Annotated in this window: 18 protein-coding genes, 6 tRNA genes and 1 pseudogene; 16 read left to right on the top strand and 9 right to left on the bottom strand. The window is 44.7% G+C overall.

The genetic code is table 11. The features are described from left to right. Positions 1-83 precede the first annotated feature (83 nt). On the top strand, positions 84-4,526 hold the full coding sequence (locus F891_RS11645) for a hybrid sensor histidine kinase/response regulator (RefSeq protein ID WP_005104052.1): 4,443 nt from the start codon (positions 84-86) through the stop codon (positions 4,524-4,526). A gap of 3 nt (positions 4,527-4,529) precedes the next feature. Continuing rightward, complete coding sequence (locus F891_RS11640) at positions 4,530-4,988, top strand: hypothetical protein (RefSeq protein WP_004280706.1); 459 nt, start codon at positions 4,530-4,532, stop codon at positions 4,986-4,988. 65 nt (positions 4,989-5,053) lie between these two features. Here F891_RS11640 and dapE read toward each other — a convergent pair whose 3' ends face one another. From dapE to F891_RS11625, 3 genes are all read right to left on the bottom strand, one after another. Continuing rightward, positions 5,054-6,190, bottom strand: coding sequence for a succinyl-diaminopimelate desuccinylase (gene dapE / locus F891_RS11635; protein ID WP_004280705.1), 1,137 nt, complete (start codon positions 6,188-6,190; stop codon positions 5,054-5,056). 121 nt (positions 6,191-6,311) lie between these two features. Beyond that, the gene (locus F891_RS11630; protein WP_004280704.1) at positions 6,312-6,464 is read right to left on the bottom strand and encodes an entericidin A/B family lipoprotein; all 153 of its coding nucleotides are present in this window, start codon (positions 6,462-6,464) and stop codon (positions 6,312-6,314) included. 112 nt (positions 6,465-6,576) lie between these two features. Continuing rightward, complete coding sequence (locus F891_RS11625; protein WP_004280703.1) at positions 6,577-7,452, bottom strand: DUF1853 family protein; 876 nt, start codon at positions 7,450-7,452, stop codon at positions 6,577-6,579. Positions 7,453-7,539: 87 nt separating this feature from the next. On the opposite strand from F891_RS11625, the pseudogene F891_RS11620 reads away from it, so the two are divergent. The 9 genes and pseudogenes from F891_RS11620 to F891_RS11580 form a co-directional block, all read left to right on the top strand. After that, positions 7,540-7,893, top strand: a pseudogene (locus tag F891_RS11620) (YbaN family protein); the annotation flags it as partial. A 125-nt stretch (positions 7,894-8,018) separates the two neighbouring features. After that, positions 8,019-8,552, top strand: coding sequence for a cell wall-recycling L,D-carboxypeptidase ElsL (elsL, locus tag F891_RS11615; RefSeq protein WP_004280701.1), 534 nt, complete (start codon positions 8,019-8,021; stop codon positions 8,550-8,552). 499 nt (positions 8,553-9,051) lie between these two features. Then, positions 9,052-9,127 (top strand) — tRNA-Val (locus F891_RS11610). A gap of 28 nt (positions 9,128-9,155) precedes the next feature. Beyond that, positions 9,156-9,232, top strand: a tRNA-Asp gene (locus F891_RS11605). Between the two features lie 48 nt (positions 9,233-9,280). Then, positions 9,281-9,357: transfer RNA gene (locus tag F891_RS11600), tRNA-Asp, on the top strand. 21 nt (positions 9,358-9,378) lie between these two features. Further along, positions 9,379-9,454: transfer RNA gene (locus F891_RS11595), tRNA-Val, on the top strand. Between the two features lie 12 nt (positions 9,455-9,466). Continuing rightward, positions 9,467-9,543: transfer RNA gene (locus tag F891_RS11590), tRNA-Asp, on the top strand. Positions 9,544-9,612: 69 nt separating this feature from the next. Next, positions 9,613-9,688, top strand: a tRNA-Val gene (locus tag F891_RS11585). Between the two features lie 72 nt (positions 9,689-9,760). After that, positions 9,761-10,222, top strand: coding sequence for a DUF2750 domain-containing protein (locus tag F891_RS11580; protein ID WP_005104048.1), 462 nt, complete (start codon positions 9,761-9,763; stop codon positions 10,220-10,222). Between the two features lie 25 nt (positions 10,223-10,247). Here the strand turns inward: F891_RS11580 and F891_RS11575 are convergent, their stop codons facing one another. The 4 genes from F891_RS11575 to yccS form a co-directional block, all read right to left on the bottom strand. Then, positions 10,248-11,042, bottom strand: coding sequence for a YdcF family protein (locus F891_RS11575; RefSeq protein ID WP_005104046.1), 795 nt, complete (start codon positions 11,040-11,042; stop codon positions 10,248-10,250). A gap of 98 nt (positions 11,043-11,140) precedes the next feature. After that, positions 11,141-13,723: a PepSY domain-containing protein gene (locus F891_RS11570; RefSeq protein WP_004280698.1), complete on the bottom strand. Its 2,583-nt coding sequence runs from the start codon at positions 13,721-13,723 to the stop codon at positions 11,141-11,143. A gap of 169 nt (positions 13,724-13,892) precedes the next feature. Next, positions 13,893-14,453, bottom strand: coding sequence for a YcxB family protein (locus F891_RS11565; protein WP_004280696.1), 561 nt, complete (start codon positions 14,451-14,453; stop codon positions 13,893-13,895). Positions 14,454-14,538: 85 nt separating this feature from the next. Then, positions 14,539-16,713 carry a YccS family putative transporter gene (yccS, locus tag F891_RS11560; protein ID WP_005104042.1) on the bottom strand — a complete coding sequence of 725 codons (2,175 nt, stop codon included), beginning with the start codon at positions 16,711-16,713 and terminating at the stop codon, positions 14,539-14,541. Between the two features lie 138 nt (positions 16,714-16,851). Here yccS and F891_RS11555 point away from each other — a divergent pair, with 138 nt between their 5' ends. Next, positions 16,852-18,069: a multidrug effflux MFS transporter gene (locus F891_RS11555; protein ID WP_005104040.1), complete on the top strand. Its 1,218-nt coding sequence runs from the start codon at positions 16,852-16,854 to the stop codon at positions 18,067-18,069. Between the two features lie 76 nt (positions 18,070-18,145). Here F891_RS11555 and F891_RS11550 read toward each other — a convergent pair whose 3' ends face one another. Beyond that, on the bottom strand, positions 18,146-18,853 hold the full coding sequence (locus F891_RS11550; RefSeq protein ID WP_005104039.1) for a nitroreductase: 708 nt from the start codon (positions 18,851-18,853) through the stop codon (positions 18,146-18,148). Positions 18,854-19,755: 902 nt separating this feature from the next. Between F891_RS11550 and gltS the strand changes: the two genes are divergently transcribed. Together gltS and F891_RS11540 are read left to right on the top strand one after the other, a co-directional pair. Further along, the gene (gene gltS, locus F891_RS11545; RefSeq protein WP_005104038.1) at positions 19,756-20,994 is read left to right on the top strand and encodes a sodium/glutamate symporter; all 1,239 of its coding nucleotides are present in this window, start codon (positions 19,756-19,758) and stop codon (positions 20,992-20,994) included. A gap of 45 nt (positions 20,995-21,039) precedes the next feature. Beyond that, entirely contained in the window at positions 21,040-22,515 is a 1,476-nt protein-coding gene (locus F891_RS11540; protein ID WP_005252633.1) for an alanine/glycine:cation symporter family protein, read from the top strand. Positions 22,516-22,570: 55 nt separating this feature from the next. Here F891_RS11540 and chrA read toward each other — a convergent pair whose 3' ends face one another. Beyond that, positions 22,571-23,776 carry a chromate efflux transporter gene (chrA, locus tag F891_RS11535; RefSeq protein ID WP_005252631.1) on the bottom strand — a complete coding sequence of 402 codons (1,206 nt, stop codon included), beginning with the start codon at positions 23,774-23,776 and terminating at the stop codon, positions 22,571-22,573. A 124-nt stretch (positions 23,777-23,900) separates the two neighbouring features. Here chrA and F891_RS11530 point away from each other — a divergent pair, with 124 nt between their 5' ends. Further along, positions 23,901-24,905, top strand: coding sequence for a patatin-like phospholipase family protein (locus tag F891_RS11530; RefSeq protein ID WP_004645821.1), 1,005 nt, complete (start codon positions 23,901-23,903; stop codon positions 24,903-24,905). Between the two features lie 339 nt (positions 24,906-25,244). After that, positions 25,245-25,421, top strand: coding sequence for a hypothetical protein (locus F891_RS18105; RefSeq protein ID WP_005263564.1), 177 nt, complete (start codon positions 25,245-25,247; stop codon positions 25,419-25,421). Positions 25,422-25,693 lie beyond the last annotated feature (272 nt).

The following is a 25,693-nucleotide window of genomic DNA, read 5'->3' as shown; positions in this document are numbered from 1 at the left end:
AACTTCATACGTTAGGTATCGCGTGACGGTCACAATTAAGTTTGAGCGCCCTTCTTGGCGGCATAACGTAAGAAGCATGAGCTATGAAAGAAATATTAAAAAATTTAGTTGAAACGACAACGCTTCCTGAAGATAGTTATCTTGACCAAGATGCAGAAATTCTTGAAATTTTTGTTGAGGAAATCGAAGAGATCTTCGTTGAGTTAAATGCTTTATTTCCAGAATGGTTGAGCAATCCAGATCATCAAGAAAATCTGAAGACCATTCGCCGCCATTTTCACACCCTGAAAGGTTCAGGCCGCATGGTCGGGGCAAAATCGGCAGGGGAAATGGCCTGGGCGGTTGAAGATACCTTAAACCGGGTTTTGTCCGGTTCGATTCAGCTAACACCGACGGTACAGAAATTTGCCCAAGCGGTACTGAATGTCTATCAATATGCTTTATATCCAAAATTCAAACATGTACAGCAATTGGATCTCGATCTGCGTCCAATGGTGCTGTTGGGACAACAATTACAACAACAAATTTCGCCTGAACCTGCGCTAGAAGAATTATTAGCATTGGCAGATCATTTGACCGCTGAAGGTCAGATGACAGGTCTTGAGCTTGCAGACAATGAGCCAAGTGAAGTTGAGCTAACAGTAGCTCCAGTAGAATTACCGGTTCGCAGTGATATCGAAGAAACTGTGGCGATCTTTATTGAAGAAGCAGAAGAGCATCTGGAAACGATAGCCACCTTCCTTCGTACTGAAGATGAAAAATCACAAGATTATAATGCGTTGATTCGTGCGATTCATACCTTGCGCGGCAGTTCATCCATGGCGCAGATTGACCAGATTTTTGAAGCCAGTTCTAAAGTAGAGCATCTGTTCAAAACCTTGCTACAAGATGAAATTGTCTCCACTTCAAAAGAAACTGCTTTACTGATTCAGTATGCCGAGTTTGTCAGTGACTATCTGCATTTGCTACGTCAGGGCAATACTGCAAAACTGGATGCGGTATACGCCACCTTTGAGCGTGTCTGGCATGATTATGGCTTTGCAGTTACTGAAACCAATAGCATTCAGACGCAAGGTTTGGTGTCTAAACTGGTTGAGCTGGATATTGATCTGTTATTGGATGCCGAGTTTGAATTTGATAAACGCGCCCAAGTCGATTATCCGGAATATATTCAGGCACTCAGCCAGCAGGCTGCAGAATTGCTGGCACATACAGAAAGCCGGGCAGCGCAAGGCATTCATGAATTCACTGCCGACCTGAAATTGGCTTATGATGCGCTGCTTGAAAAGCCAGTGCTGCTAAACAGCGATTATGCTTATGAACTGTTCGCACAGGCGCATCAGGAATTTATTCATTTATTTGATACCTTGGCCGCAGGACAGCGCGTCATTCTGAATGATGAGATTCAAAAAATACTCAGTGAACTGTCTGCATTTGTGCAGCAGGATCTCGAGATATTTGCTGAAGATACTAGCAATCAGAATGTTGAGCTAAGCTCAGAAACCACACAAGTAGCCGAGACTGGCAGTGTCGATTTTGCTAGTTTGAGTCAACGCATCGCTGCGGATCGTCAGCAGTGGCAAAGTGCTGAAACTAACCGTGATTTTGATGAAGAATTACTAAGTATCTTCCTGGAAGAAGCAGATGAATTGCTGGCAGGCATTGATGAAGATCTGAATACCTGGAGCAAAAAACAGGACGATACAACTTCGCTGAACAATCTGATGCGTCATTTGCATACCTTAAAAGGTGGTGCAAACATGATTGCAGCTTCGCATATCGGTTTGATTGCGCATGAACTGGAAAGTATTTATGAGCGGGTGATTCGTCAGCAAATTGCCGTGACACCTGCTTTAATCCAGATTATCCGTCTGGTTCAGGACAACGTGTCCGATCGTATTCAATCGATTCGGGAAGACGGTATTGATTATCCTGCACCAGAAGCGATTGCGATTCTGCAAAATATTCAGGCGCTGGTTTCTGGACAAGCTGTTGCTGCTGCGGAGAGCGCGAACGCTGTAGTTAAAGTTGCAGAGGTCGAAGCGACATCAATTCCTAAACCGCAACTTGAAGAGTCAGCAACGACTGAACAGCCTGCAACTGATCTGGCTGAAGCTGAAGAATTACTGGAAATCTTGGAATCTCCTGAGGCCACTGAAGACACACCAGTAGAACGCTCTGAAGAAGACGAACTGAAATCGATTGTTGAAGAATCTTTCCTTGAAGAATCCGAAGAGATTCTGGCGAATGCCGAGAAGCTCCTCAATCAATGGTTTGATCAGCGTAGTGACCGTAGTTTATTGCTGCAATTACAGCGTGCTGCCCACAGTATCAAGGGCGGCGCACGTATGATTGATGTTGAAGAAGTGGCCAGTATTGCCTATGAGCTGGAAACAACTTTCGAACAGTTTGCGGTCTATCAATTTAACTCGAATGCCTATGATGGCTTATTGCAGAAAACGCTGGTCTGGTTAAGACAGGCGATTTTCCAGCGTGACTATAACGGTTTTGAGCAGCTGCACAGCAGTCTGAAAAAGATTGCTTATGTGGACGTTACTGCGCAATTGCCTGAGCGTCTGGCGAAAACAGATAATCTGGTGGTCAGTACCGACTTCGGCTTTGTTGAAGGTGATGGTACTGAGCCGCCACAGATGATGGGTGAGTGGGCGAATAGTGGTAGCAGCGATAGCAATAACGAGATGATCCGTATCTCTGCTGATCTGGTCGAGAAGATGATTGACCTGTCCGGTGAGAACTCGATTAACCGTTCGCGTATCGAGATGGACCTGGGTCAGCTGGGCAATACCTTGAACGAGATGGAACTGGCAATCAAGCGTCTTGCCGATCAGTTACGTCGAATGGAAGGCGAGCTGGAATCACAGATTATTGCCAAACATGGTTCAGAGAACTCGCGCTATGCCGACTTTGACCCGCTGGAAATGGACCAATATTCCTCTCTAAACCAGCTGTCCAAATCACTGGCAGAATCTGCATCGGATTTGGTCGACTTCAAGAGTACCTTAGCCGACAAGATTCGCGAAACCGAAGGACTGTTATTGCAACAATCCCGTATTCAGGCCGAGATTCAGGAAAGCCTGATGCGTACCCGTCTGGTCCCATTTGACCGGATGTTGCCGCGTTTACAGCGTATTGTGCGTCAAACCTCGACCACCTTGAACCGTCCTGCAGAACTGATCGTACAGAATACCGAAGGTGAACTGGATCGTAATATTCTCGAGCGTCTGGTCACCCCATTTGAGCATATGCTGCGTAACGCGATTGACCATGGTCTGGAAGATACTGCAGATCGTATCGCACTGAACAAGCCGGAAGTCGGTTCTATTGTCTTGAACATCAGCCGCCAGGGAACCGATGTAATCGTGTCCTTTAGTGATGATGGTAAGGGGATTGATGCAGAGAAGATTCGTGAAAAAGCGCTGAGTCTGGATCTAATCAAAGCGGATCAAGTCATTGATCAGGAAGAAATCCTGCAATTTATCTTCCATCCCGGTTTCAGTACCGCGAAAGCAGTGACCCAGATTTCTGGTCGTGGTGTCGGTCTGGACGTGGTACAAAGCGAGATCAAATCATTGGGCGGCCATGTGTCAGTAAGCTCGGAACTGGGCAAGGGTACGGTCTTTACGATTCGCGTACCGACGACCGTAGCGGTCAGCGATGCCTTGATGGTGAAAGTGGGCGATCAGCAATATGCGATTTCTCTGGCACAGATTGACCGAATCGTGCGTATTGCGCCGACCACATTGGAAAGCTATTTCAACAGTAAAGATGACTATTTCAAGATCGATGGCGCAAACTATAAGCTGCGCTATCTGTCTGAGTTTGTGGGCAACCAGCCGATTCCACGTCTGAATAATGTTGGGCATTCATTGCCGGTGCTGTTGATTAAAGGAAATAGTGGTCAGACCATTGCCTTACTGGTCGATCAGCTGGTCGGTTCACGAGCGCAGATTGTAGTAAAACCGATTGGACAGCAGTTTGCCAACGTCGGGGTAGTGGCCGGTGCCACGATTCTGGGTGATGGTCAGGTCTGTCTGATTCTCGATGGACAGAATGTTGCCCGCCAGATTCAGGCGACACAGCGTGTCAAACAGCTGAATGATCAGCGTGATGGTTCGCGTAATTCAAATGCACGTCGTCTGGTGATGATTGTCGATGACTCGGTGACTGTACGTAAAGTGACGTCGCGTCTGCTTGAACGTCAAGGCTATGATATTGTCACTGCCAAAGATGGCGTAGATGCGATCGAGCAGCTTGAAAACGTCAGACCGGATCTGATGTTGCTGGATATCGAAATGCCGCGCATGGACGGTTTCGAAGTGACCAATCTGGTTCGTCACCATGATATTCACCGTGACTTGCCGATTATCATGATTACCTCACGTACCGGTGAGAAGCATCGTGAACGTGCATTCAGCCTGGGCGTAACGCACTATATGGGTAAACCGTTCCAGGAAGCGGAATTGCTGGCCAATATCCAACAACTGATTGCTGAAAAACAGGGGTAATACATGAGTCAGACCAATTCGAACAGCAAAATGGCTGATCAGATTAGCCAGCAGGAACTTCAGCATCTGATTACGGTATCGACCGGATTTATTGATGCCTATATTATTGACTGTCATGGCAAAGATCCGATGTTATTGCCACAAAACATTGTCCTGTCAGCACTGGATAGCAATACCCAGGTTAAGACAGTGGAGTGGCATGAAGCACAGTTGCCGGTCTATGCAGTAAATGATCCGTCACGTCAAAATGGGGTGGCACTGGTGATTGAGGGTGATGAAATCACTCAGCGTTTTGCCTTGATGTGCAATGAAATGCCGAAAACCATCCGGATTCGTATTTCCGAAGTGGTCGATGTCGATCAGCCGGTGAATGATCCTGCCATCTTTCAATATGTGCGCATGAACGAACAGCTGTTCCATATTCCGAATATGACGAATATTCAGGCTGCAATCGGACTGTAATTCAAACTATAAAATATAAAAAAGGAACTCCAGGGAGTTCCTTTTTTATTGCGTTATGAATTTACTTAATTGGCGAGTAAATTCACGAGAATCTGCTCATAGATTTCAGTCAATGGCTCTAGGTCGTCAATATCGACATGTTCATTGATCTGGTGGATCGTAGCATTTAATACACCAAGTTCGAGTACCTGTGCGCCGGTAGGGGCAATAAAGCGGCCATCTGAGGTACCGCCCGAAGTCGAGAGTTCGGTTTCAGTTCTTGTTACATTCAGAATTGCAGTTTTAGCTGCATTCACTAGTTCACCGATCGGGGTCAGGAAAGGCAAGCCCGACAAAGTCCAGGAAACATCATAGTCCACACCATGACGATCCAGAATTTCTAAAGTACGTACTTTGAGTTCTTCGGCGGTCACTTCAGTTGAATAACGCCAGTTGCACAATAGGTTCATGGTGCCGGGAACAACATTGGTTGCGCCTGTACCCGAATTGATATTGGAAATCTGGAAGGTCGTCGCCGGGAAATATTCGTTGCCATGATCCCAGACTGTGTCGCACAGTTCAGCAATGGCTTTAGAAGCGGTATGAATCGGATTCACGGCCAGATGCGGATAAGCCACATGACCCTGTTTGCCTTTGACTGTAAGGTTGGCATTTAATGAACCACGACGGCCATTTTTGACTATATCGCCCAGTTTATTAGTACTTGACGGTTCACCGACCAGACACCAGGTAATTTTCTCATTACGCGCTTCCAGTGTTTCAATCACTTTCACCGTGCCGTTAATCGATGGACCTTCTTCATCTGAAGTAATCAGGTAGGCAATCGAACCTTTATGATTCGGATATTTTTCAATAAAACGTTCTGTGGCGACTACCATGGCTGCCAACGCCGTCTTCATGTCGGCACTGCCACGACCATAAAGTTTGCCTTCACGGATTTCTGGTAAAAAAGGATCTGAGTTCCAGGCATCCAGATTCCCTGTTGGCACGACATCGGTATGGCCAGCGAAACAGAAGACCGGACCTTCTGTGCCTTTGCGTGCCCAGATATTATCTACATCTTCAAAGCGCATGGATTCAATGTTGAAACCAATCTTCTTTAAGCGTTCAGCCATGATGTTCTGGCAGTCATGATCAATCGGTGTGACAGAAGGCTGACGTAATAGTTGCAGGCTTAAATCGAGGGTAGCGGAAGAGCTCATACGGTATTCAACAGTCGATAATTTTTTCGGTTCTATAATAGGCGAATATAGACGTGAATGTGAACGACTGATATAAAAAAACCCTATCTGAGATAGGGTTCTGTGAGCGTTTAGGAAAAAACTAGTTTTGACGGATTTCGTCAGAGGTTTTTTCAGCAGTATTGGTTACCGCATCGCCAGCCTTAGACACATCTTTGCCCATGCCTTTTACGGTGTTACAGCCAGTCAATACAAAAGCCATCATTAATGAAGCAGCAAGAATTTTTTTCATCATCATCTCCGTATAATCAATAATAAAATTATTATGATGTGGGACTTAGAGTAGAAAATATACGCCCTAAAAAATATGTGGTTTTCATAGTGCTTCGGTTAATAAATGTAATGCTTTATAGGGGCTTATGCGATGGATGCTGGATCAGCACCGGATTGCGATACATATAAAAGTCATTGCTATCGAGTTTTTTATAAAGTCCATCCGTCCACCAGATCGCAGCTGAACTGCTCGGCCGGGCTTGCGGATAAATCCATTCATGTCGTTGCAGACGATAAAAACCGTGCTGTGCAGCAGGAATATACTGTCCCCATAAACCCAGACGCCGTTCTATATTAATCCATGAGGGAATTGGCTGATCGGCATGATGTGTAGGCAAATACAGCTGTCCCTTGAGGACGCAAAAACGTTTTTGAATGGGATGCTGCAAAGCCTCATCAAACTGGAATTGTTTTTGCGTGAAATGCTTCATTTTTCTGATTAAAGTATCGGTGCGGTTCAGGCCATACCAATGCGGCAGGCTAAAATCGGCTTCGGCCAGATAATATTTCAGTGCTACTTCCCAATGTTCAATCTGTCCTGTATCGGTATTTAATAACAGAAAATCCAGCTCACCCAAGGTCTTGGCACCCTCAATTTTTTGCAGACTATGACCAAGCAACCGATAGGGATGGTAAACATCATCGAGCAACCAGAACCAGACCAGCATTTCAAAGCGCAGCCCCAAACGTGTGCTTTTCAGTTGCTGCACAAATTTGATTAATTCTTCTGGATGCTGATCGAGAAACTCCAAGCGTGGATGATAATGGTCAAGATGTTGCTGCCAGGTCTGGCTGTAATGCAACTCAAAACGATGTATGAGCTCAAGTTCATCTGGAACATGGGACAGGATATTCGGACTGCCAATAGCAAATGCCAGTTGCCGCACCAAAGGATGTTGATAACGTTGCCATGCTTCTACAAGATTTTGGTTTAAACTGGAAAAGGGCATAGTACAACCTGTGAAAAGTGCAGAAATACAACGGACAGTATCGGAAAACGCTTTATACTACCTGAATTCTGCGGCTAGGGTTGATATATGAAAGTGTTGTTTTGGCGAAGTCTGGTGGTGCTGTTTGTGATCCTGGGCTTTATCGGTGCAATCCTGCCGGGTATGCCAACAACGGTCTTTTTGATTCTGGCGGCCTGGGCGGCATCCAAGGGCTGGCCGCAAATGGATGACTGGTTATTGAATCATCCCAAATATGGCCCGACCTTAAGAGATTGGCGCGTACATGGTACTGTACCGCGTAAGGCCAAATGGCTGGCCAGTATCATGATGCTGATCAGCGGGATCATCATGCTGTTTACCACGGCACCCTTGGCCGTAAAAGCCTTTACCAATATTACGATGCTGATCGTCGCGATCTGGTTATGGCGACGCCCTGAACCGAATCAGATCATTATTCAGCAAAATACAGTCGATCCAGAAAAGACAGATCTACAAACTCCGCAATCTGTAGATAGTAAATTAAACCCTATAAAACCAAACAAAATAGAGTCTGAGAATAACAAGTCATGAGTACCTTGCATCTGGATCAAGCCGATATCCTGATTGATCTTGCCCAACAAAAACTGTATCTGCCCCGTCTAAACAAGCAATATCTGATTTCCAGTGGCAAAAATGGCATTGGCGAAACTGAAAATAGTGGCCAGACTCCTCGTGGATGGCACAAAGTCGCTGAAAAGTTTGGTCAGAATGCTCCCTTAAATAGTGTATTTGTCGCACGTCAGGTGACGGGTGAAATTTATAATCCCCAATTGGCAGCAGAATTTCCGCAGCGTGACTGGATCCTGACGCGCATTTTATGGCTGAGTGGCCTTGAGGCAGGTTTTAATCAAGGGGAGGGCTGCGATACCTATCAGCGTTATATCTATATTCATGGCACCCCAGAAACCGAAAAGATGGGAGAGCCGCTGTCGCACGGCTGTATTCGTATGCGTAATCCGGAGGTCGCTGAATTATTTGACCTGATCAGTGAAGATGCACTGGTTTATATCTCAGAACAGACATTAGATCTGGAAAAACTAAATGTTTCGAAAAGCGAATAAAAGTTAGATTTTAAGATCATGTGAAAATGATTTTGTTTTTATGGGCTGAATCTGCTTGATCTTGATGGAGACAGGAGAAAAGATTGATTAATCTGATCCAGATCCTATTTTCATGGCATAGAACAGGTTGAATCATCCTCTAAAGCTTAAATTTATCGCTATTTCCCACTTAAAAATAAATGACAGTTGCAAGATTACATGAACACAACGTCGAGTATTTTAAAGCTTTGTATAATCCTTAATCAGAATTGCAATATGTCGTGTGGTTAGACTGAAACTTCGCAGGGTAAAACACAAAATTTCGCTTCAATTTTCATTTTGAAAATTAAAAAATTTCGGTAGAGACTTAAAAAATAAACAAAAAGTGTTGTTTTTTTTAACAAACAACCTATTTTTTAATCACTCACACCTAAAAAGTGGAAAACATTCCGAAAAGCGTTTGACAGGCTGTGCAGATTCTCTATAATGCACCCATCAAACGATGATAGACGTTTAGAAAGGGCGCTTAGCTCAGTTGGTAGAGCGTCTGCCTTACAAGCAGAATGTCGGCGGTTCGATCCCGTCAGCGCCCACCAAGCTCTTTCATGTTGAGACCTTATAGTTGCAGCGGTAGTTCAGTTGGTTAGAATACCGGCCTGTCACGCCGGGGGTCGCGGGTTCGAGCCCCGTCCGCTGCGCCACTTTAAGATCTTGATTTTCGTTTGCCACAATAGCGACATTGTGTAAATGCAGCGGTAGTTCAGTTGGTTAGAATATCGGCCTGTCACGCCGAGGGTCGCGGGTTCGAGCCCCGTCCGCTGCGCCATTTATACGATAGACCTTTTGAGGGCGCTTAGCTCAGTTGGTAGAGCGTCTGCCTTACAAGCAGAATGTCGGCGGTTCGATCCCGTCAGCGCCCACCAGATTCTTACGATGCAGCGGTAGTTCAGTTGGTTAGAATACCGGCCTGTCACGCCGGGGGTCGCGGGTTCGAGCCCCGTCCGCTGCGCCATTTCAAAAGAAATTAAATTGAGGTCCCTGAGCCTGAATTTAATAAACTAAAGATTGACACTCTTTATCAGGGCGCTTAGCTCAGTTGGTAGAGCGTCTGCCTTACAAGCAGAATGTCGGCGGTTCGATCCCGTCAGCGCCCACCATATCTTCTTGCTTCAACTCGATTTATTCCTTAGAATCTGATTCTATTATAATAATATTAAGATTTCACGATTATGAGAAATCCCTATCAGCGCAAAGCCGCGACCAAATCCCAAAAAACTGCTTTCGATCCTCAACAGCTTTATAAGCAATATATTGAAGCCATTGTTGCCAATGCTGGCATTTTTGCACTCTACCAAGATGGCTGGGCCTTATGTGCCACGCCTACCGGACAACGCGCATTTGCCTGCTGGCAAAGTAAAGGTCTGGCTCGACTGCTGATTAAAGACAATTGGGCAAATTACGAGATTCAGGAAATTGGTCTTAAGGATTTTGTAGAGAAAGTCATTCCCTTTTTACGTCAGGAAAGTACCATTGTTTCGCTTGATCTGACCCCGGAAGGACAGAATATTCTGGTGGCACCGGAAAAATTATTACTCGATATTAAAAATTATCTGTATCAGATTTATGTGCAAAAACCTGAACTGTTTAAAAATCCGGATATGCCTTTGCCTAGGCAGATCCGTTTAAATTAAATTTATTGTTTTTAAAACAGCTTGTTTATTGGAACAATGAATATTCATTCAGTAGCCAGCCACTAATCAAAGCAAAATATTCGCGTAACCAGGAATTATAGCGAACATTCTGGGGTGTGCTGGCACTCAGGCTGATGACTTGTTGATAACCCTGATGTCTGGCAATGGCGCGAGCACGAGGGCTGTGAAAATCGCTGGTGACAATCGCAATTGGCTCATTTCGATCAATATGTTGCTGTTTTAATATTGCCTGAGAATATTGCAGGTTCTGTTGGGTACTCCTGCTTTGATCTTCTAGGCTAATGGGGTTGTTGAGCTGCGGATAGTTCGTATGGATATAACTTTGCATGACTTCAGCTTCGCTCTGTCTCTCCCAGAAATTTCGTCCACCGGTCATAATGATTAAAGTCTTCGGATATCGTTCTGCATATTTTGCTGCGGTATCCAGACGATTTTTTAAGATGGGTGAGGGCTGACCCTGATTAATACCACTACCTAATACTAAAATCGCTGCAGCAGGTCGTGCCGGAACAGTCGGGTTGATTGACATCTGGATATAAGCGAAGAAAGCAGCGACACTGATGATCCAGAATAGAAATCCGCCCCAGAGACTGTTCCAGAACAAGGTTCTGAATCGGGAATTCTGTTTCCAGCGCTGAATAGATGAAAAAAACAAGGCATACAGGATGAATGCCACCCCAATGAAGGTAGACAAGGCAATAGCAAAATGCCTCTGACCTTGGCTCAGTAACCAGACGCTATTGAGACATAGAATCAAGCCAAAGATCAGGCTAAGACTTCGTTTAAGTTGATTGAGCATCCAGAGTTCCTTTTTTCTTATTCATATTCTTATTATTGCTTTTGTATCTTCAATAAAAACCGGGCCATTGAGCCCGGTTTTTAGCATATCAGGTTATCTTAATATACATCACGGCGATAACGTCCATCCAGACGTAATTGATCTAGCATTGTTTCACCGAGAATCTCGGTCAGGGCCTGATCCACATCGCTGGCCATACCATTGATGCTACCACAAACATAAATCACCGCACCTTGTGCAATCCAGGCTTTTAGTTCTTCAGCCTGTTCACGCAGTTTATGGTGTACATAGACTTTTTCCTGCTGGTCGCGCGAGAATGCAAGATCGAGACGTTTCAGGGTTCCCATTTGCAGCCAGGCCTGAATGGTTTCTTCAAAGAAGAAGTCATGTTCACGCTGACGTTCACCAAAGATTAGCCAGTTCTGGCTATAGTCCTGACGGTTACGCGCACTGAGCAGACTTAATAATCCCGCAATCCCGGTACCATTACCAATACAGATAATCGGGCGGTTGTCATCAATCAGGTGGAAAGACTCATTGCTGCGAATACGCAGTGCAATGGGTGCATTAAGCGCTGAATGTTGAGTCAACCAGCCGGAACCCAGACCGAGATTACCATTCGTGTCGGTTTGCTGACGTACCACCAGACGCAAAACCTGCTGGCTTGGAATGCTGGCAATCGAGTATTCACGTGTTGCCAAAGCCGGTAATTGCGTGAGGAGCTGATCCAGAGAATCAAAAGGTTCAGCTTGAGTCAGATCACGATCCCAGAGTGCCTGTTCAATGCTTTGATGCAGAGATGGGACCTCTGTACCCGCTGCAATCTGGTGCTTTTGCATAAATGCATGAATACGTTCTTGGCTATTCCCTGGTTGAACCTCGGCAATATCACCTGCTTGCCAGATGGCTTCATGTTCAGGGGTCAGTTCGATATTGAAGGCAGGCGCACCCAGACTACCTGGATTGAGGACTTCACGTTTACTCAGGTTCCAGTGATCAAAGGTCTTATCGATACTCATCGCTTGTAGCTCAAGTCGAGTGACTTGTGCCAGTGCAGTATTCCATTGCTGGATATGCTCGTTGTTGGCATTGTCGACTTCAATTGTATTGAATAGCTGCTGGGCACCATTCTGTTTTAACCACTGATCAATACGGTGACCAAAACTGCAATAGCTGTCTGGATATTCCTGAGAACCTAAGGCCAATACAGCATAACTTAAATGACTGAGATCAGCTTGAGCAGACAGGATTTTTTTCTCAAAAGAAGAAGCCAGATCCGGCGCTTCACCTGTGCCATAAGTACTGGCAACAAATAATACCTGTTCGGTTTGCTGTAAATCGGCAAGCGTCAGTTGCTGTACCGGCTTGACGGTTACCGGTTGGCGTGCTTCCTGTAGGGCAGTTGCTGTACGCCAAGCCAGTTGCTCAGAAACCCCTGTTTGTGAGGCATAAGCAATGAGCCACGGTTTGGCATTTTCATCGACGTTCACTGCAGTCGCACCCTGACGTGCTTCCAGCGTTAAGCGTTTTTGTTTGCGACGTTTCAGATAGAGCATCCAACCTGTCACAAAGAACAATGGCATCAACAAGGCTGCGACCATGACAAGGAACTGATAGATCGGGCCGAAGAAGCTGCCACGATGCACCGGTAACATGCTGCTCATGATCTTTTCATTGAGCTTTTTATCTTCATACAGCTCGACTTCGGTAAATTCAGCTGTCTGGTAATTATAAGTAGCACTGTTTCGTGCACGCTCATGTTGAGCGATCGGATCCACAAAGCTCAGCTGCATTTCGCCATCCGGTTTTTTTGGAAGGTTAAACGTTACGGTAGAATACTTATCTGAAAATTCAGTGTTAAAGCCAATCCAGCTCTGGTCTAGTGCACGGACAGTAGTTTCAGGGCTGAGACCTTCGCGTGCTTCACCTTCAGCACGTGGGCCACGTTCGCCGCCTGGATGTCCTTCACCACGGTTATTGCCGGCATTGGCCTGCATTTCCGGTTGCGGACGCTCTACACCCAGTACCTTAAACATGCCATTGCGCCACCAGTCATAAGACCAGTACAGGCCGGTACAGGCTAAAATCAGGTAAAAAATCACCACCCAGGTTCCCACAACAGCGTGCAGATCCCAGATAAAATTACGGCCTTTCAGCTGAGGTTTTACAAAGAACCATTGCTTGATCGAATGACGTTTCGGCCAGCGCAGGTATAGACCTGACAAGACAAAAAAGATCAGCATCAGGGTACAGGCACCGGTAATCTGTTTACCTACTGGACCAACCGTCAAATTACGATGCAGTTGCTGAATAAACTGGAAAAACTCCCGACCCTTAATCTCTGGTAAGACTTCCGCAGTATACGGGTTGATCATGATGTTCTGACCACGCCGTGCGCCTTCTTTAGCGACATTCACGGTACTCGAAGCACTTGGATCTTGTGCCACGGTAATACTGTTGATCTTCATGTCAGGCGCAGTACGGTTAAAGTGCTGATACAGCTCGGCAGGCGTGAGTTTGTCACGTTGCTGAACCTGAACCGTATAACTGTCGCTATTCATCCATTTTAATATTTGTTGTTCATAGGAATAGATTGCGCCAGTGACCCCCATTATCGAGAGGATTAAACCTGCTGTAATCCCCAGAAACCAGTGGATTTGGAAAAATGTCTTTTTAAACATGGTCGTCAGATTAAGGGTGAGATCTATAAAAGTGGCAAAATTATAACTGAAGTTTAAGCTCGAATTATAGGTGTTGAGGATAATATTTATTCTCATTATCATTTATTGTTTTGAGATTAAAAAAACCTCCATGCCGGGACAGGAGGTTTTTCACTGAAGAAAGAACAGTTTAGATTTGTTTTGCTGCGCCGACTTCTGCTTCCAGATGCTTGCGAATCGTGGCGAAAGAGAAGTTTTTGCTGTCCAGACGTTTCGGCAGGATATATGCACCTTGCTGGCCTTTTACCTTGAAATTGACCAACATGAATTCTGGTGTGTTGTACCATTCATAGATGTCTTTCCAGCTAATCGCCCCAACACCTTCTTGCATGCCCATTTTCTGACGCATCACGATGCCATGTGGTTGTACGCCCAGGCGAACACCTTTGATTTCCTGTACCGGAAATTCATTCATCTTGCGTTTAACATACCATTCCAGACCAAAGGTACGTATCAGGTAATACAACACCACACAGACAATGGCCACCCAGCAGAACACGGTAGAATAGTTCTTCAGGAGCAGAATGCCCAGAATAGAAAGTGCAACAACAGCACCCATGATCAGCCATGCTTTCATGCCAATTTTATTGGTACTACGCCAGATCACCAGCTGAGCATGACGCTGCTCGGCTTCTGAAATTTCATAGTTCACAGGCTGGAGGGTATAAGCGTATAAATTTTTCGCGGTCATAGTGAAATTAGCAGATTTTAAACTGTAAAAAGTTTAGCACTAATTGTACCAATTCAGTGAGTATATTGTTCCAAAATCAGCCAAATTATAATGAACCTAATTCAGTTGCCTGTTCATCACGCTCATGACTCAAACTTTGTTTCAGTTGACTCAACTGCTTTAAAATGCTGAACATTAAAGACAGCTGCTGCAAAATGATCAGGGATTTCTGATCTTGCTCCTGATCTTGAGCCAAGCGCTGTCGAATATGGGGAATCATATTTTGCGCACTTAAATCGGGCATTTCATCTCGTAACAATGCACCACGAATGTTCTCGAGAGCTTTGTCCAGTAAATTCAGAATGTCCTGATCTTCAATTTTTTCCCGGTGTGCGCCCAGTGCAGCAATATAACTGATAAAAGTATGGTTCAGACAAAGGAACTCAAAGGCTAGCGATTTTTGTACCGGATCAATATCCGGTTCAGTGGCCAATGTCGAAATCAGTGAGGCTACCTCGGCATCGGTATTATGAGCAGCACGGCGCACAATCCGATATTTCAGGCCGTTATTACGTCCTGACTTATACTGCTCGATCACTTCGCTCAAATAATCCGCTTCTGCTTGCAAGCTGCGTTTGATACTTCGAGGCAAACGCCGGAACTTCCAGTCCGGGAAAATAAAGCTGACGCCGAACCAGGCAATCGCACAGCCAATCAAGGTGTCGATCATACGCGGGATGGCCGCGGCATAGCCCATACCATCCAGATTGAAGTTGATCAGCGCTAAAATCGTAATAAAGGCTGTGGCCTGTGCATACTGTTTACTGCGTAATTCAAAGAATAGAATCCCGCTCAATACCAGAAGTAATAATTGTCCTTCGATGGAAGGCACAAAATACAGAATGGCATAACCGAGAATAATACCGACCAACGTACCGACAATACGCAGACGTAAACGCCGTTTGGTGGCGTTAAAGTTCGGCTGGCTGACAAAGAGTGCCGTTAATAAAATCCAGTAACCATATTCAATATTGCTGACCTGTACGAAGATATAGCTGATCAGCAGCACAATCGACAGGCGAATGGCATGCCGGAACAGTACCGACTCGGGTGTCAAATGCTGCTTAATCCGAATCTTGATATCATCCCAGCCTTTCAGGTCATCATCTCTGAGCTGGTTTTCGATATGTTTGAAACGCTCGGATTTGATACTTTGCTCGGTTTCCAGGTTGCGTAACTGGGCATCAATCGATTTCAGGTTTTGAAACAACGCAAACAGGGCGCTAATCCAGACCTGATCATACTGCTGCTCCTGACGTAACTTATCCAGAGACTGTCTCAGGTTGTCAAAGGTATGCTTAAAGCGCTGGTTATGCACATAGGGTTTGCGCATTAGCAAACTTTCACTCAGGTCCTTACAGGCTTTGCCCTGAATTGACATAATGCGCTGGAAGCGGAACAGGATATCGCTATGCTGGAAAATCTTGGCCAGTTTCTGATAATCAATATGCGCTGAATCGGCACGTTCATGAATATCCTGCGCCACAAAATAATATTGCAGGCTGCGACGGGTATCTTTTTGCCCACGGTCGCCTTTCAGGCGAGTCAAAAGGGCAGTTTTCATTTCATTAAAAATCGCAATCAGTTTGCCATTTTCCAGCGAGAGTTCAATCATGCTTTGTTGATAGCTTTTCGGGGTCATGTCCACATCAAACAGATTGGACTTGGCATATAAAAAGTCACCGAGCGCAGAATAGGAAATGGCAAGCTTGTCTTGCGCCAACCGGGCAGGGAAGATCAGGAAACTGAGGGTCGACAGCAGACCGTACCACATCGCGCCGATGACCAATAAACCAGCCTGTTTATACCATTCATCAAACAGCTCTACCCCGAGCATGGAATAAACGGAAATCACCAGACAGCCGTAAGAAATCGTGGCATAGCGTCGCCCTAGTGAACCCAGCAAAATCAGGGCAATACAGGACACAATTAAGGCCAAGGCAAACAGCAGGGGATAAGGAAAAAGCAGATATACGCCTACTGCCGTAATAAAGAAGCCAATGTAGGTGTAGAGCAGATTTAAAATCCGCACCGAAAAGCGGTCATCAATATCGCTTAAACCGGCTGCGACCACACCTAAAGTCAGTGGAATCGTCATCAATTGTTGTCCCATAAAATAGGGAACAAAGGCGGTACCTGCAAATGCCGTCATCATGCGCAGGTTATACATCAAAGTCGTATTATAGGTGGTTTGCTTGAGACGAGTGAGCCAAGATTTCAAAGGTCATCCTTTATACTGCAGTCTTAGAGCTGAATCTGAATAGGCTAATGAAAATAGTATATTTATAAATCTTCATTTCAGGCTAAATCATACTATGCACTGTGTTAATTTGTCTGCATATTAGCGCTTTAAATCTTCATGCTTATGACAACAAATAAAATAGTACAACAACCTTATGCCATGTCCTGGATTGTGTTGCTGGCGACCTTAAGTGCACTCGGGCCTTTGTCCATTGATATGTATCTTTCGGCCTTACCGGCCATGGCAGCAGATTTTGGTGTCAGTACCCAAATGGTTTCCAATAGCCTGCCAGCTTATTTCTTCGGTCTGGCGATCGGACAACTGATTTATGGTCCGATCAGTGACCGGATTGGGCGTAAACCGCCACTATATTTTGGGCTATGCTTATACATTGTGGCAAGTTTGCTGTGTGTTTTTGCGCAGGATGAATGGAGCCTGATCGCTGCACGGATTCTGCAAGCTCTCGGTGGCTGTGTCGGGGTGGTCATGGCACGCGCTGCAATTCGTGATCGTCTGGATATGCATTCAGCAGCTCAGGCCTTTGCCAGCATGATGATTGTGACCGCAATTGCGCCAATCATTGCTCCAAGCTTGGGGGCTTGGGTATTGATGTTTTATGAATGGAACGTGATCTTCTTGGTGTTGATGGGCTGCGGTCTGTTGAGTCTGGCCTGTTTACACTTTCTTTTTAAAGAAACCCTGGAGCTAGAACGCCGTCTCAAGCTGAACTTTCAACAGGTTATAAGTTTGTACCGGTGCATTTTTCAGGATCCAAGCTTTCGACGTCCGCTCTATGCCGGCTGTTTTTCCGGTGCGGTGATGTTCTGTTATATCAGCGCTTCTTCGGCCATTCTGATGGATCGTTATCAACTGACCGAGCAGCAGTTTGCGTATGCCTTTGGTGCCAATGCCTTCGGGATCATGCTGTTTTCGACCTTGAATAAACGTCTGGCTGGGCGTTTCTCGATATTGCAGCGTCTGAAAATTGGCACCTGTCTGCAGTTTGCCGGTGTATTAGGGTTAATCTTGCTCGGCTGTCTGGATGTCGATTCTGTGCTCTGGGTGTTGTTAGGCATGTTTATTGTGGTGGCAGCCCTTGGGTTTACTGGTCCGAATGCCATGGCTTTAGCAATGGCTAAACAGGGCGAGCGGGCAGGAACTGCAAGTGCCATTATGGGCAGTATGCAATTTGTCTGTGGTTTATTGGGCGGTGTATTACTGAATTTTCTGATCTGGCATGCTTTACTGAATATGGCATTGATCATGCTGGTTTTTGTCGGTATTTCTGCTTGGGCGATTTTTAAAATCAACATGCCCAGCCTAAAAAATGCATAGATGCTGGCTGCCTCTCAGATAATAAAAATACTGGTCTGGACAGAGGGCTAAGCAAGTTGGCTTAGCCCTGCTTGCATCACTCATCGATAAACACGGCAAATTCTTCTACGGGAACGCGCGGGGTAATAAAGCTGTTAATAATTTGCTCTGGGTCGGCATAACCCAGTGCCATACCGCAGACCAGCTCTTCATCATCGGGTGCGCCGACCAGATCAAGCACGATCGGGTGAAAGTGATTCCAGGCTGCCTGCGGGCAAGTGTCCAGACCGCGGGCTTTTGCTGCCAGCATAACATTCTGGATCATCATGGAAACATCCATTTTGGACCCAATCGCCAAAGACCGATGTACAGTAAAAAATAAGCCGACAGGGGCATCAAATAATTCAAAATTACGCAGCTGCTGACGCGCCATTTTTTCCTTTTCGCCTTTTTGAATATTCAGCAAGCCATATAAACCCCAGCCATTTTCACGACGACGTTCAATAAATGGCGAGATCCATTGTTCAGGATAGTAGGCGAAAGTTTCCTGATACTGCTGTGACAATGCAGGATTTGCATAGATTTGCATTTGTGCCTGACAGACACGTTGCACGAGTTCATCACGCTTTTTACCTGTTACCACATACACCTTCCAGGGTTGGGTATTGGTTCCTGAAGGTGCGCGGCTGGCCACCGCCAGAATCTCTTTTAAGGTGTCTGTACTAACGGGGGTATTTAAAAAAGCACGCACTGAATGGCGAGAAGTGATGGTGTGATCTACAGCATGAACAAGATTTTGATCCATTATGGGGTCCAGTCGAATATCCTTATTGAGTTTGCAATGACTATAAACTAAACAAACAGAACGGGGGATAGGAAAATTTAATTCTTCGCCAGCTGAAAAAACAATTTATCAGCAAAATGACTTGAATAATGAAATTTCGCATGCTTTTAGCTGAGCATAAATCGCCTCAGTGATAGCAATGGATTTAGTCATAAAGTTGGTCTTTGATTTAAAAAATGGCTTAAAACCCAAGTGCTTGAACCATTCAACAATAACAATTTCACACAGAGAACTGGTTTATTTTGACTGAAAATCAAGATAATTTAATTTCAAGATCCCTGTTTCATTTTGTGTCGAGTAAAAGATTAATATTTTTTTTGAATTAAAATATAGATTAATCTTCATATAAAAATGAGAATTTATAATTATTTTTTATAGGTAAATTAACTATTGCTAATAAAAAGAAATAAAACCTGATACGAAGAAACAGCATAATGTACGACTTTTCATCTTAATTCATGCATTTCGTGATTAAGATCTGTTTTAAATAACGCGATTCCAGATGGCTTGAATGAAGTCTTTAGGTTGAAAGCACTCATCAAGCACTGAATGTTTTTTTTGAGCTTAAAACACAGTTTTTTTACCAGCATGCGCATCTGTTTGAAAATTGTCTGCAATTTTACAACAGACTGAGTATCGGAATAGAAAAGGTGTTGCTTTTATAAATCTCTCATTTGTTGAATATGATCGTGATGATGATATTCATAAGTTTGAAAGAGATGATAAATCGGTTTGTTTTTCTAAAGGTGATAGATCAAATCAGGATATTTCCAGATGAACATCTAATGAGCGAGCTAGAAATCTAGCGCACTCCATAACTTTTAGAAAAATAAAAAATTCAAAATCATCTTGGGCAAAAAATTATGGATTTTACTTTTAACGCATTTTATACCTTGATTGCCGCAGTCATTGTTTTGTTACTCGGCCGATTCCTGGTTAATAAAATCGATTTTTTAAAGCGCTACAATATTCCTGAGCCGGTTGCAGGCGGTTTGGTTGCTGCGATTATCTCATTACTGGTGCATTCACTGTGGGGATACAGCATCACCACCAGTTCAGAGCTACAAACCAGTTTTATGCTGATCTTCTTTGCCTCGATCGGTCTGAGTGCCAACTTTTCCAAGTTGCGTGAAGGCGGTGTCGGTCTGGTAATTTTCCTGTTTGCTATATCGATTTTTATTGTTTTGCAAAATGCAGTCGGTATGAGTCTGGCAACACTGCTTGGTATTGACCCACTGATTGGCCTGATTGCAGGTTCAGTTACCTTAACCGGCGGTCATGGTACTGCGGGTGCATGGGGGGAGATTTTTGAAGTTGAACATGGCATTCAGGGTGCTTTGGCACTGGGTATGGCCAGTGCGACTTTCGGTCTGATCATCGGCGGGATCATTGGTGGACCTTTGGCCAAATTACTGATCAATCGTCATAACCTGGCTACTGCACGTACCGATCAGCAGATCGAAAAGCGTGACAATACACCAATGGATAGCACGACCAACGAATATGTACCGTTTGAATATCCGCATCAGGTGCGTTTAATTACCGCTGATAATGCAATCACGACCTTGGGCCTGTTCGCAGGCTGTTTGGCTTTTGCAGAGTTTATGACCGGTTTCAGTAAAGGTACTGCGTTTGAACTGCCAACATTTGTCTGGGCATTGGCGGGTGGTGTCATTCTGCGTAATGTACTGGAAGGTGTTTTCAAGGTTCAGATTTTCGATCGTGCGATTGATGTGTTCGGTAATGCTTCATTGTCGCTGTACTTGGCGATGGCATTGTTATCATTGAAATTATGGCAATTGGCTGACCTTGCAGGACCCCTGATGGTAATTCTGGGTGCGCAAACCATCACCATGGCTTTGTATGCAGCTTTCGTCACTTTCCGCCTCATGGGCAAAAACTATGATGCTGCAGTACTTGCAGCAGGTCATTGTGGTTTCGGTATGGGTGCAACGCCAACAGCGGTTGCCAATATGCAGGCGATTACCAATATGTATGGTGCATCGCATAAGGCCTTCCTGATTGTTCCATTATGTGGTGCGTTCTTTGTTGACTTAATCAATGCTACTGTTATTCAGATGATTTTGAAGTTTTTTGCATAATTTTTATGCCTGATACGATGAGTCATAGGCTCATAAGGATGTGACATGAATGATCAGTTAAATGAAACCTTACTCGGCTGGATTAATGCCCTGAATGGTCCTTTATGGGATTTTCTGGTGGTGTTTCTGGTCGCAGTCGGTATTTTCTACACGATCATGACCGGTGCAGTACAAATTCGTTTGTTCTGGCACAGCATGAAAGTCATGAAAAATAGCCGTGGCAAGGTTCAGGATACGCACGGCATTACCCCGTTTCAGGCCTTTGTCACTGGACTGGCAAGCCGGGTCGGTGTGGGCAATGTCGCGGGTGTCGCCATTGCGATTGCGATTGGTGGCCCCGGTGCCGTGTTCTGGATGTGGTTTACTGCCTTTTTGGGCATGAGTTCTGCTTTTGTTGAATCCTCTTTGGCACAGTTGTTTAAGGTGCGAGATAACAAAAACCAGCAATTCCGTGGTGGTCCAGCTTATTACATTACTCAAGGCCTGAAACAGAAATGGCTCGGGATTGTCTTTGCGATTGCATTGATCACGACTTATGGTTTTGTCTTCAATGCAGTTCAGGCCAATGCCATTACCGGAGCAACCTCTCATGCCTGGGGCTGGGATCAGGCGAACCTGATTCTGCCATTAGGCGGCCTGAATCTGGAAATTTCCTGGGTCGGATTGTTTCTGGTCTTGATGACTGCGGTGATCATTTTTGGCGGGATTAAACGGATTGCGAAAGTTGCGGAAAGCTTTGTGCCGTTTATGGCTGTGCTTTATCTGGCTGTGGCTTTGTATATTGCGGTCATCAATTACGATTTGCTCCCATCCATCTTCCAGCTCATTTTCAGTAAAGCCTTTGAATTTGAAGCCGCCGCTGGTGGATTCTTTGGCGCCATGGTATCTATGGCGATGATGATGGGCATCAAGCGTGGTCTGTTCTCTAACGAGGCAGGGATGGGTTCGGCACCGAATGCTGCTGCAGCTTCCGATGTCAAACATCCGGTCAACCAGGGTCTGGTACAGATGCTCGGAGTATTTGTAGATACCTTTGTGGTGTGTTCATGTACCGCGATTATTATTCTGGTTTCGGGTCTGTATGAAAATGCAGGCTTTGAAGGCGTGACCTTGACCCAGATGGCGCTTGAAAGCCAGATTGGTGCTTGGGGTGATGACTTCCTGGCTTTGATTCTGTTCCTGTTTGCCTATTCCTCGATTATCGGTAACTATGCCTATGCCGAAGGAAACGTTCAGTTCATCAATAACAATAGCCGGGTGATGTTGATTTTCCGCTTATTTGTATTGGTCATGGTGTATTTCGGTTCTATCGCCAGTGTGCCATTGATCTGGAATATGGCAGATCTGTTCATGGGTGTCATGGCAAGCATCAACCTGATCGCAATCCTGTTGCTGATGCCATTCTTGCTGATGCTACTTCGCGACTATACTGGTCAGTTGAAGCGTGGTGTGAAAGAGCCTGAATTTAAACTGGATAACCATCCTAAATTTAAAGACAAGGTCAAATCAGATATCTGGTAAGACTTGAAGCAAAAAGCCCCGATCATTCGGGGCTTTTTTTGTGCCAAAGTTTTATTTAAAAGAAATTTAAATAACTTTGATAAAGCACAAAGCCTAAAATCAGGCTGAACCAGACCGGTAGTTTTGAGCGTAGCAGAGCAATCATCACCGCGACAAAGACCAGGTCGGAGCCATAACTAAAATAACGTTGTGAAAGATCCAGCAATAAATACAGTAACAGTCCCACTACCGCAGCATTGATGCCCATCACCGCCTGATGAATATGGCGCTGCTGCATCAACCATGACCAGTAAGGCAAGGTGGCAAAAATCAGAAAAAATGAAGGTAAAAATATTGTGCAGGTCGCTAGCACTGCATTCAGCCAGACATAAGGCGTCCAAGGCAGTAAAGCACCGATATAACTGGCAAAACTGAATAAAGGTCCCGGCATCAGTTGGGTAAAGGCATAGCCAAGATCAAAAGATTGCGCACTCACCAAACCGGTTGTGACAAAGTCCTGATGTAACAAAGGCAGAATCACATGACCGCCACCAAACACCAGCGAGCCAGTCTGATAGAAATTGGAAAAAAATTGCAGCTCCGATTCACCCCATAATTTGCCTGCTAAGGGCAGCAGCAAAAATGGCAAGATAAATGCTAGCAGCCAATAGGGTGCAGCGGCAGATCGAATATATGGCGAGCTGATTGCCGTTTTGTTAATTTCTTTGGGTTTCGAATCTGATTGGGAAAAATATCCAGCCAAGAGTCCACAGATTGCGCCCAGTATAATGACCAGAATCTGGTTAAAACTTACTGAAACGACTATCAGTAATGCGACAGAGAGGATTAAGACAGCGTATTGCCAAACCGTTTTACAGAAGCTTCTCAGCATTTGCCAGAATGCCCAGGCGATTACAGAAAATACAATTAACTGGATGGTATGAAAGCTGTTTGAGTTTAAAATATGAAAATAGCTTTGACCCAAGAGCGCCACCAAGGTCATCAGAATCATTGAGGGCAGGGTAAAACCCAACCATGCGATCACGGCACCAGTATAGCCCCGTTGCAGATAACCGATCGACAGTCCCACCTGACTGCTGCTCGGCCCGGGTAAAAGTTGCGCCAAAGCGACCAGTTGACTGTACTGGGTGTCATTCAACCATTGCAGTTGGGTCACAAATTTTCGGTGAAAAAACACCAGATGCGCCGCTGGACCACCAAATGAAATGCAGCCCAGTTGCAGGAAAATCAGGAAAATCCGATACAGTGAGATTGAAGACATACAGTTATGGGGAAAAATGAAGGTAAAGTAGCTGAACTGTATGACAGTTTTACGAAATTCTACAGACTATTTATGCATGTGTTTATACACTATGCTGCTTTAGATTAATGAGGACATTCTCTGCATGCAGAAATATGTGTTGAGTATGGTGATACTGGGTACATTTGGCCTAAGTGCTTGCCAAACGACCCCAATGACAGCGCAAGCGGCGACCAGTCATCTACAACCTGCTGCACAACGCGGAGAAGCTCAGGCACGTCCAAATCAAATTGATTTTCAAAAGATCAAGCAAACCCAACAGCGTCCGGTAGTTGCTTTAGTCCTAGGCAGTGGCGGTGCGCGTGGTTATGCGCATATTGGTGCGCTGGAAGTACTGGAACAGGCGGGTATTCAACCAGATTTTATTGTTGGAACTAGTGCGGGCAGTATTGTGGGCTCCATTTATGCAAGTGGCAAACCGGCGATTGAACTGCGCAATATTGCTCTCAGCATGCGACCGAATGATGTCCGTGATATCAAACTGGCCAGAAAAGGCTTTTTTGATGGCAAAAAAGTTGAGGACTATGTCAATTTGCAGGTCGATCAAACCCCGCTTGAAGCCATGAAAATCCCGATGTTTGTGGTAGCAACCGCGCTGAAAGAAGGCAAGAAAGTCGTCTTTAACTATGGCAATACCGGACAGGCGGTACGTGCTTCAGTCTCGATTCCGAGTATGTTCATTCCGACCATCATTCAAGGTAAAGAATATGTAGATGGTGGTCTAGTCAGTCCGGTGCCGGTCGATGTGGCACGTGAGTTGGGAGCCGACATTGTGATTGCGGTAGATATTCTGGCACAACCCATTCACACGGAAACCAGCAATGTCTGGGGACTGTTTAACCAGAACATCAATATTATGCAGCAACATCTGGCGCATGAAGAATTAAAGCATGCAGATGTGGTGATTCAGCCGGATTTACGCGAAAAAGGCCATATCTTTGATGTCCGTGGCAGGGAACTCACCATGCAGGCTGGTGCCGAGGCGACCCAGTTAAAGTTGATGGAAATTTCACAAGCCTACCAAAAACATGATTATGCTCAAGGACATCGCATTCCACAGTTTGTGGTACATGAACATCAAGCTCAATAAATCTTTTTTTTGAAATTTCTGTTTATCCCTATATCGCAGTATAGGGATATTCACTCAAAAGGATAACGGATCATCGGCTGTAACGCTTAACTGATTGTTATAAAAGATAAGATGATTGCCTATGTGTATCAGTCAGTCGGAATTATCGCAAAAGATAAAATTAATTTTAAATATAACAAATTGAATTATAAGTATATTGTTTTAAATAATAAGCCTTATTCGTCTTAAATTAAAATTTTAATATTATTATTCGTATACTTAAGTTGATCAAATATTCAAAAGCATCGATGTTCATGCCAGAATGCAGTTTGAAAAGATCACTACACAGATGTAGACATCATGATGCATATTAAAATTGGACAGCAGGTCAAACTGGCACAATTCGAACACTATATTTTTACAGTGACCGCGACCCATCAGGATGGTTCTTTTACCGTTGAAACGACCTTGGATGGTCAACAAATTTTAAGTTATCAGAACCTGGCGCAGGAAATGCTCAGGCCAGTGATGCTTTAAATCACGCAGAGCCTTTTTATTTTCCTGAATTATTTTTGTTCAGCGCTTAAAACAGTGAAAAATTCTCAGTTGCTGTGTGATCAACCCCAGATAAATAAGTGTTGATTTATTGGCACTTAACTTTGTAACTGAGATTTTAAGCAATTAAATATATTTTTTTCTGTATGAATACATTTTCTATATCAATAATTGTGATGCTTCATTTGCCGAATTGAACATTTTATTCATGTTAAAAACGCTATAATAATAAACGATAACCTTGTCATTCAAAG

Source organism: Acinetobacter sp. CIP 101966, from assembly GCF_000369725.1.
In the GTDB taxonomy this organism is placed as follows: Bacteria; Pseudomonadota; Gammaproteobacteria; order Pseudomonadales; family Moraxellaceae; genus Acinetobacter; species Acinetobacter lwoffii_Q.
This window is presented reverse-complemented; position numbering and strand designations above follow the sequence as displayed.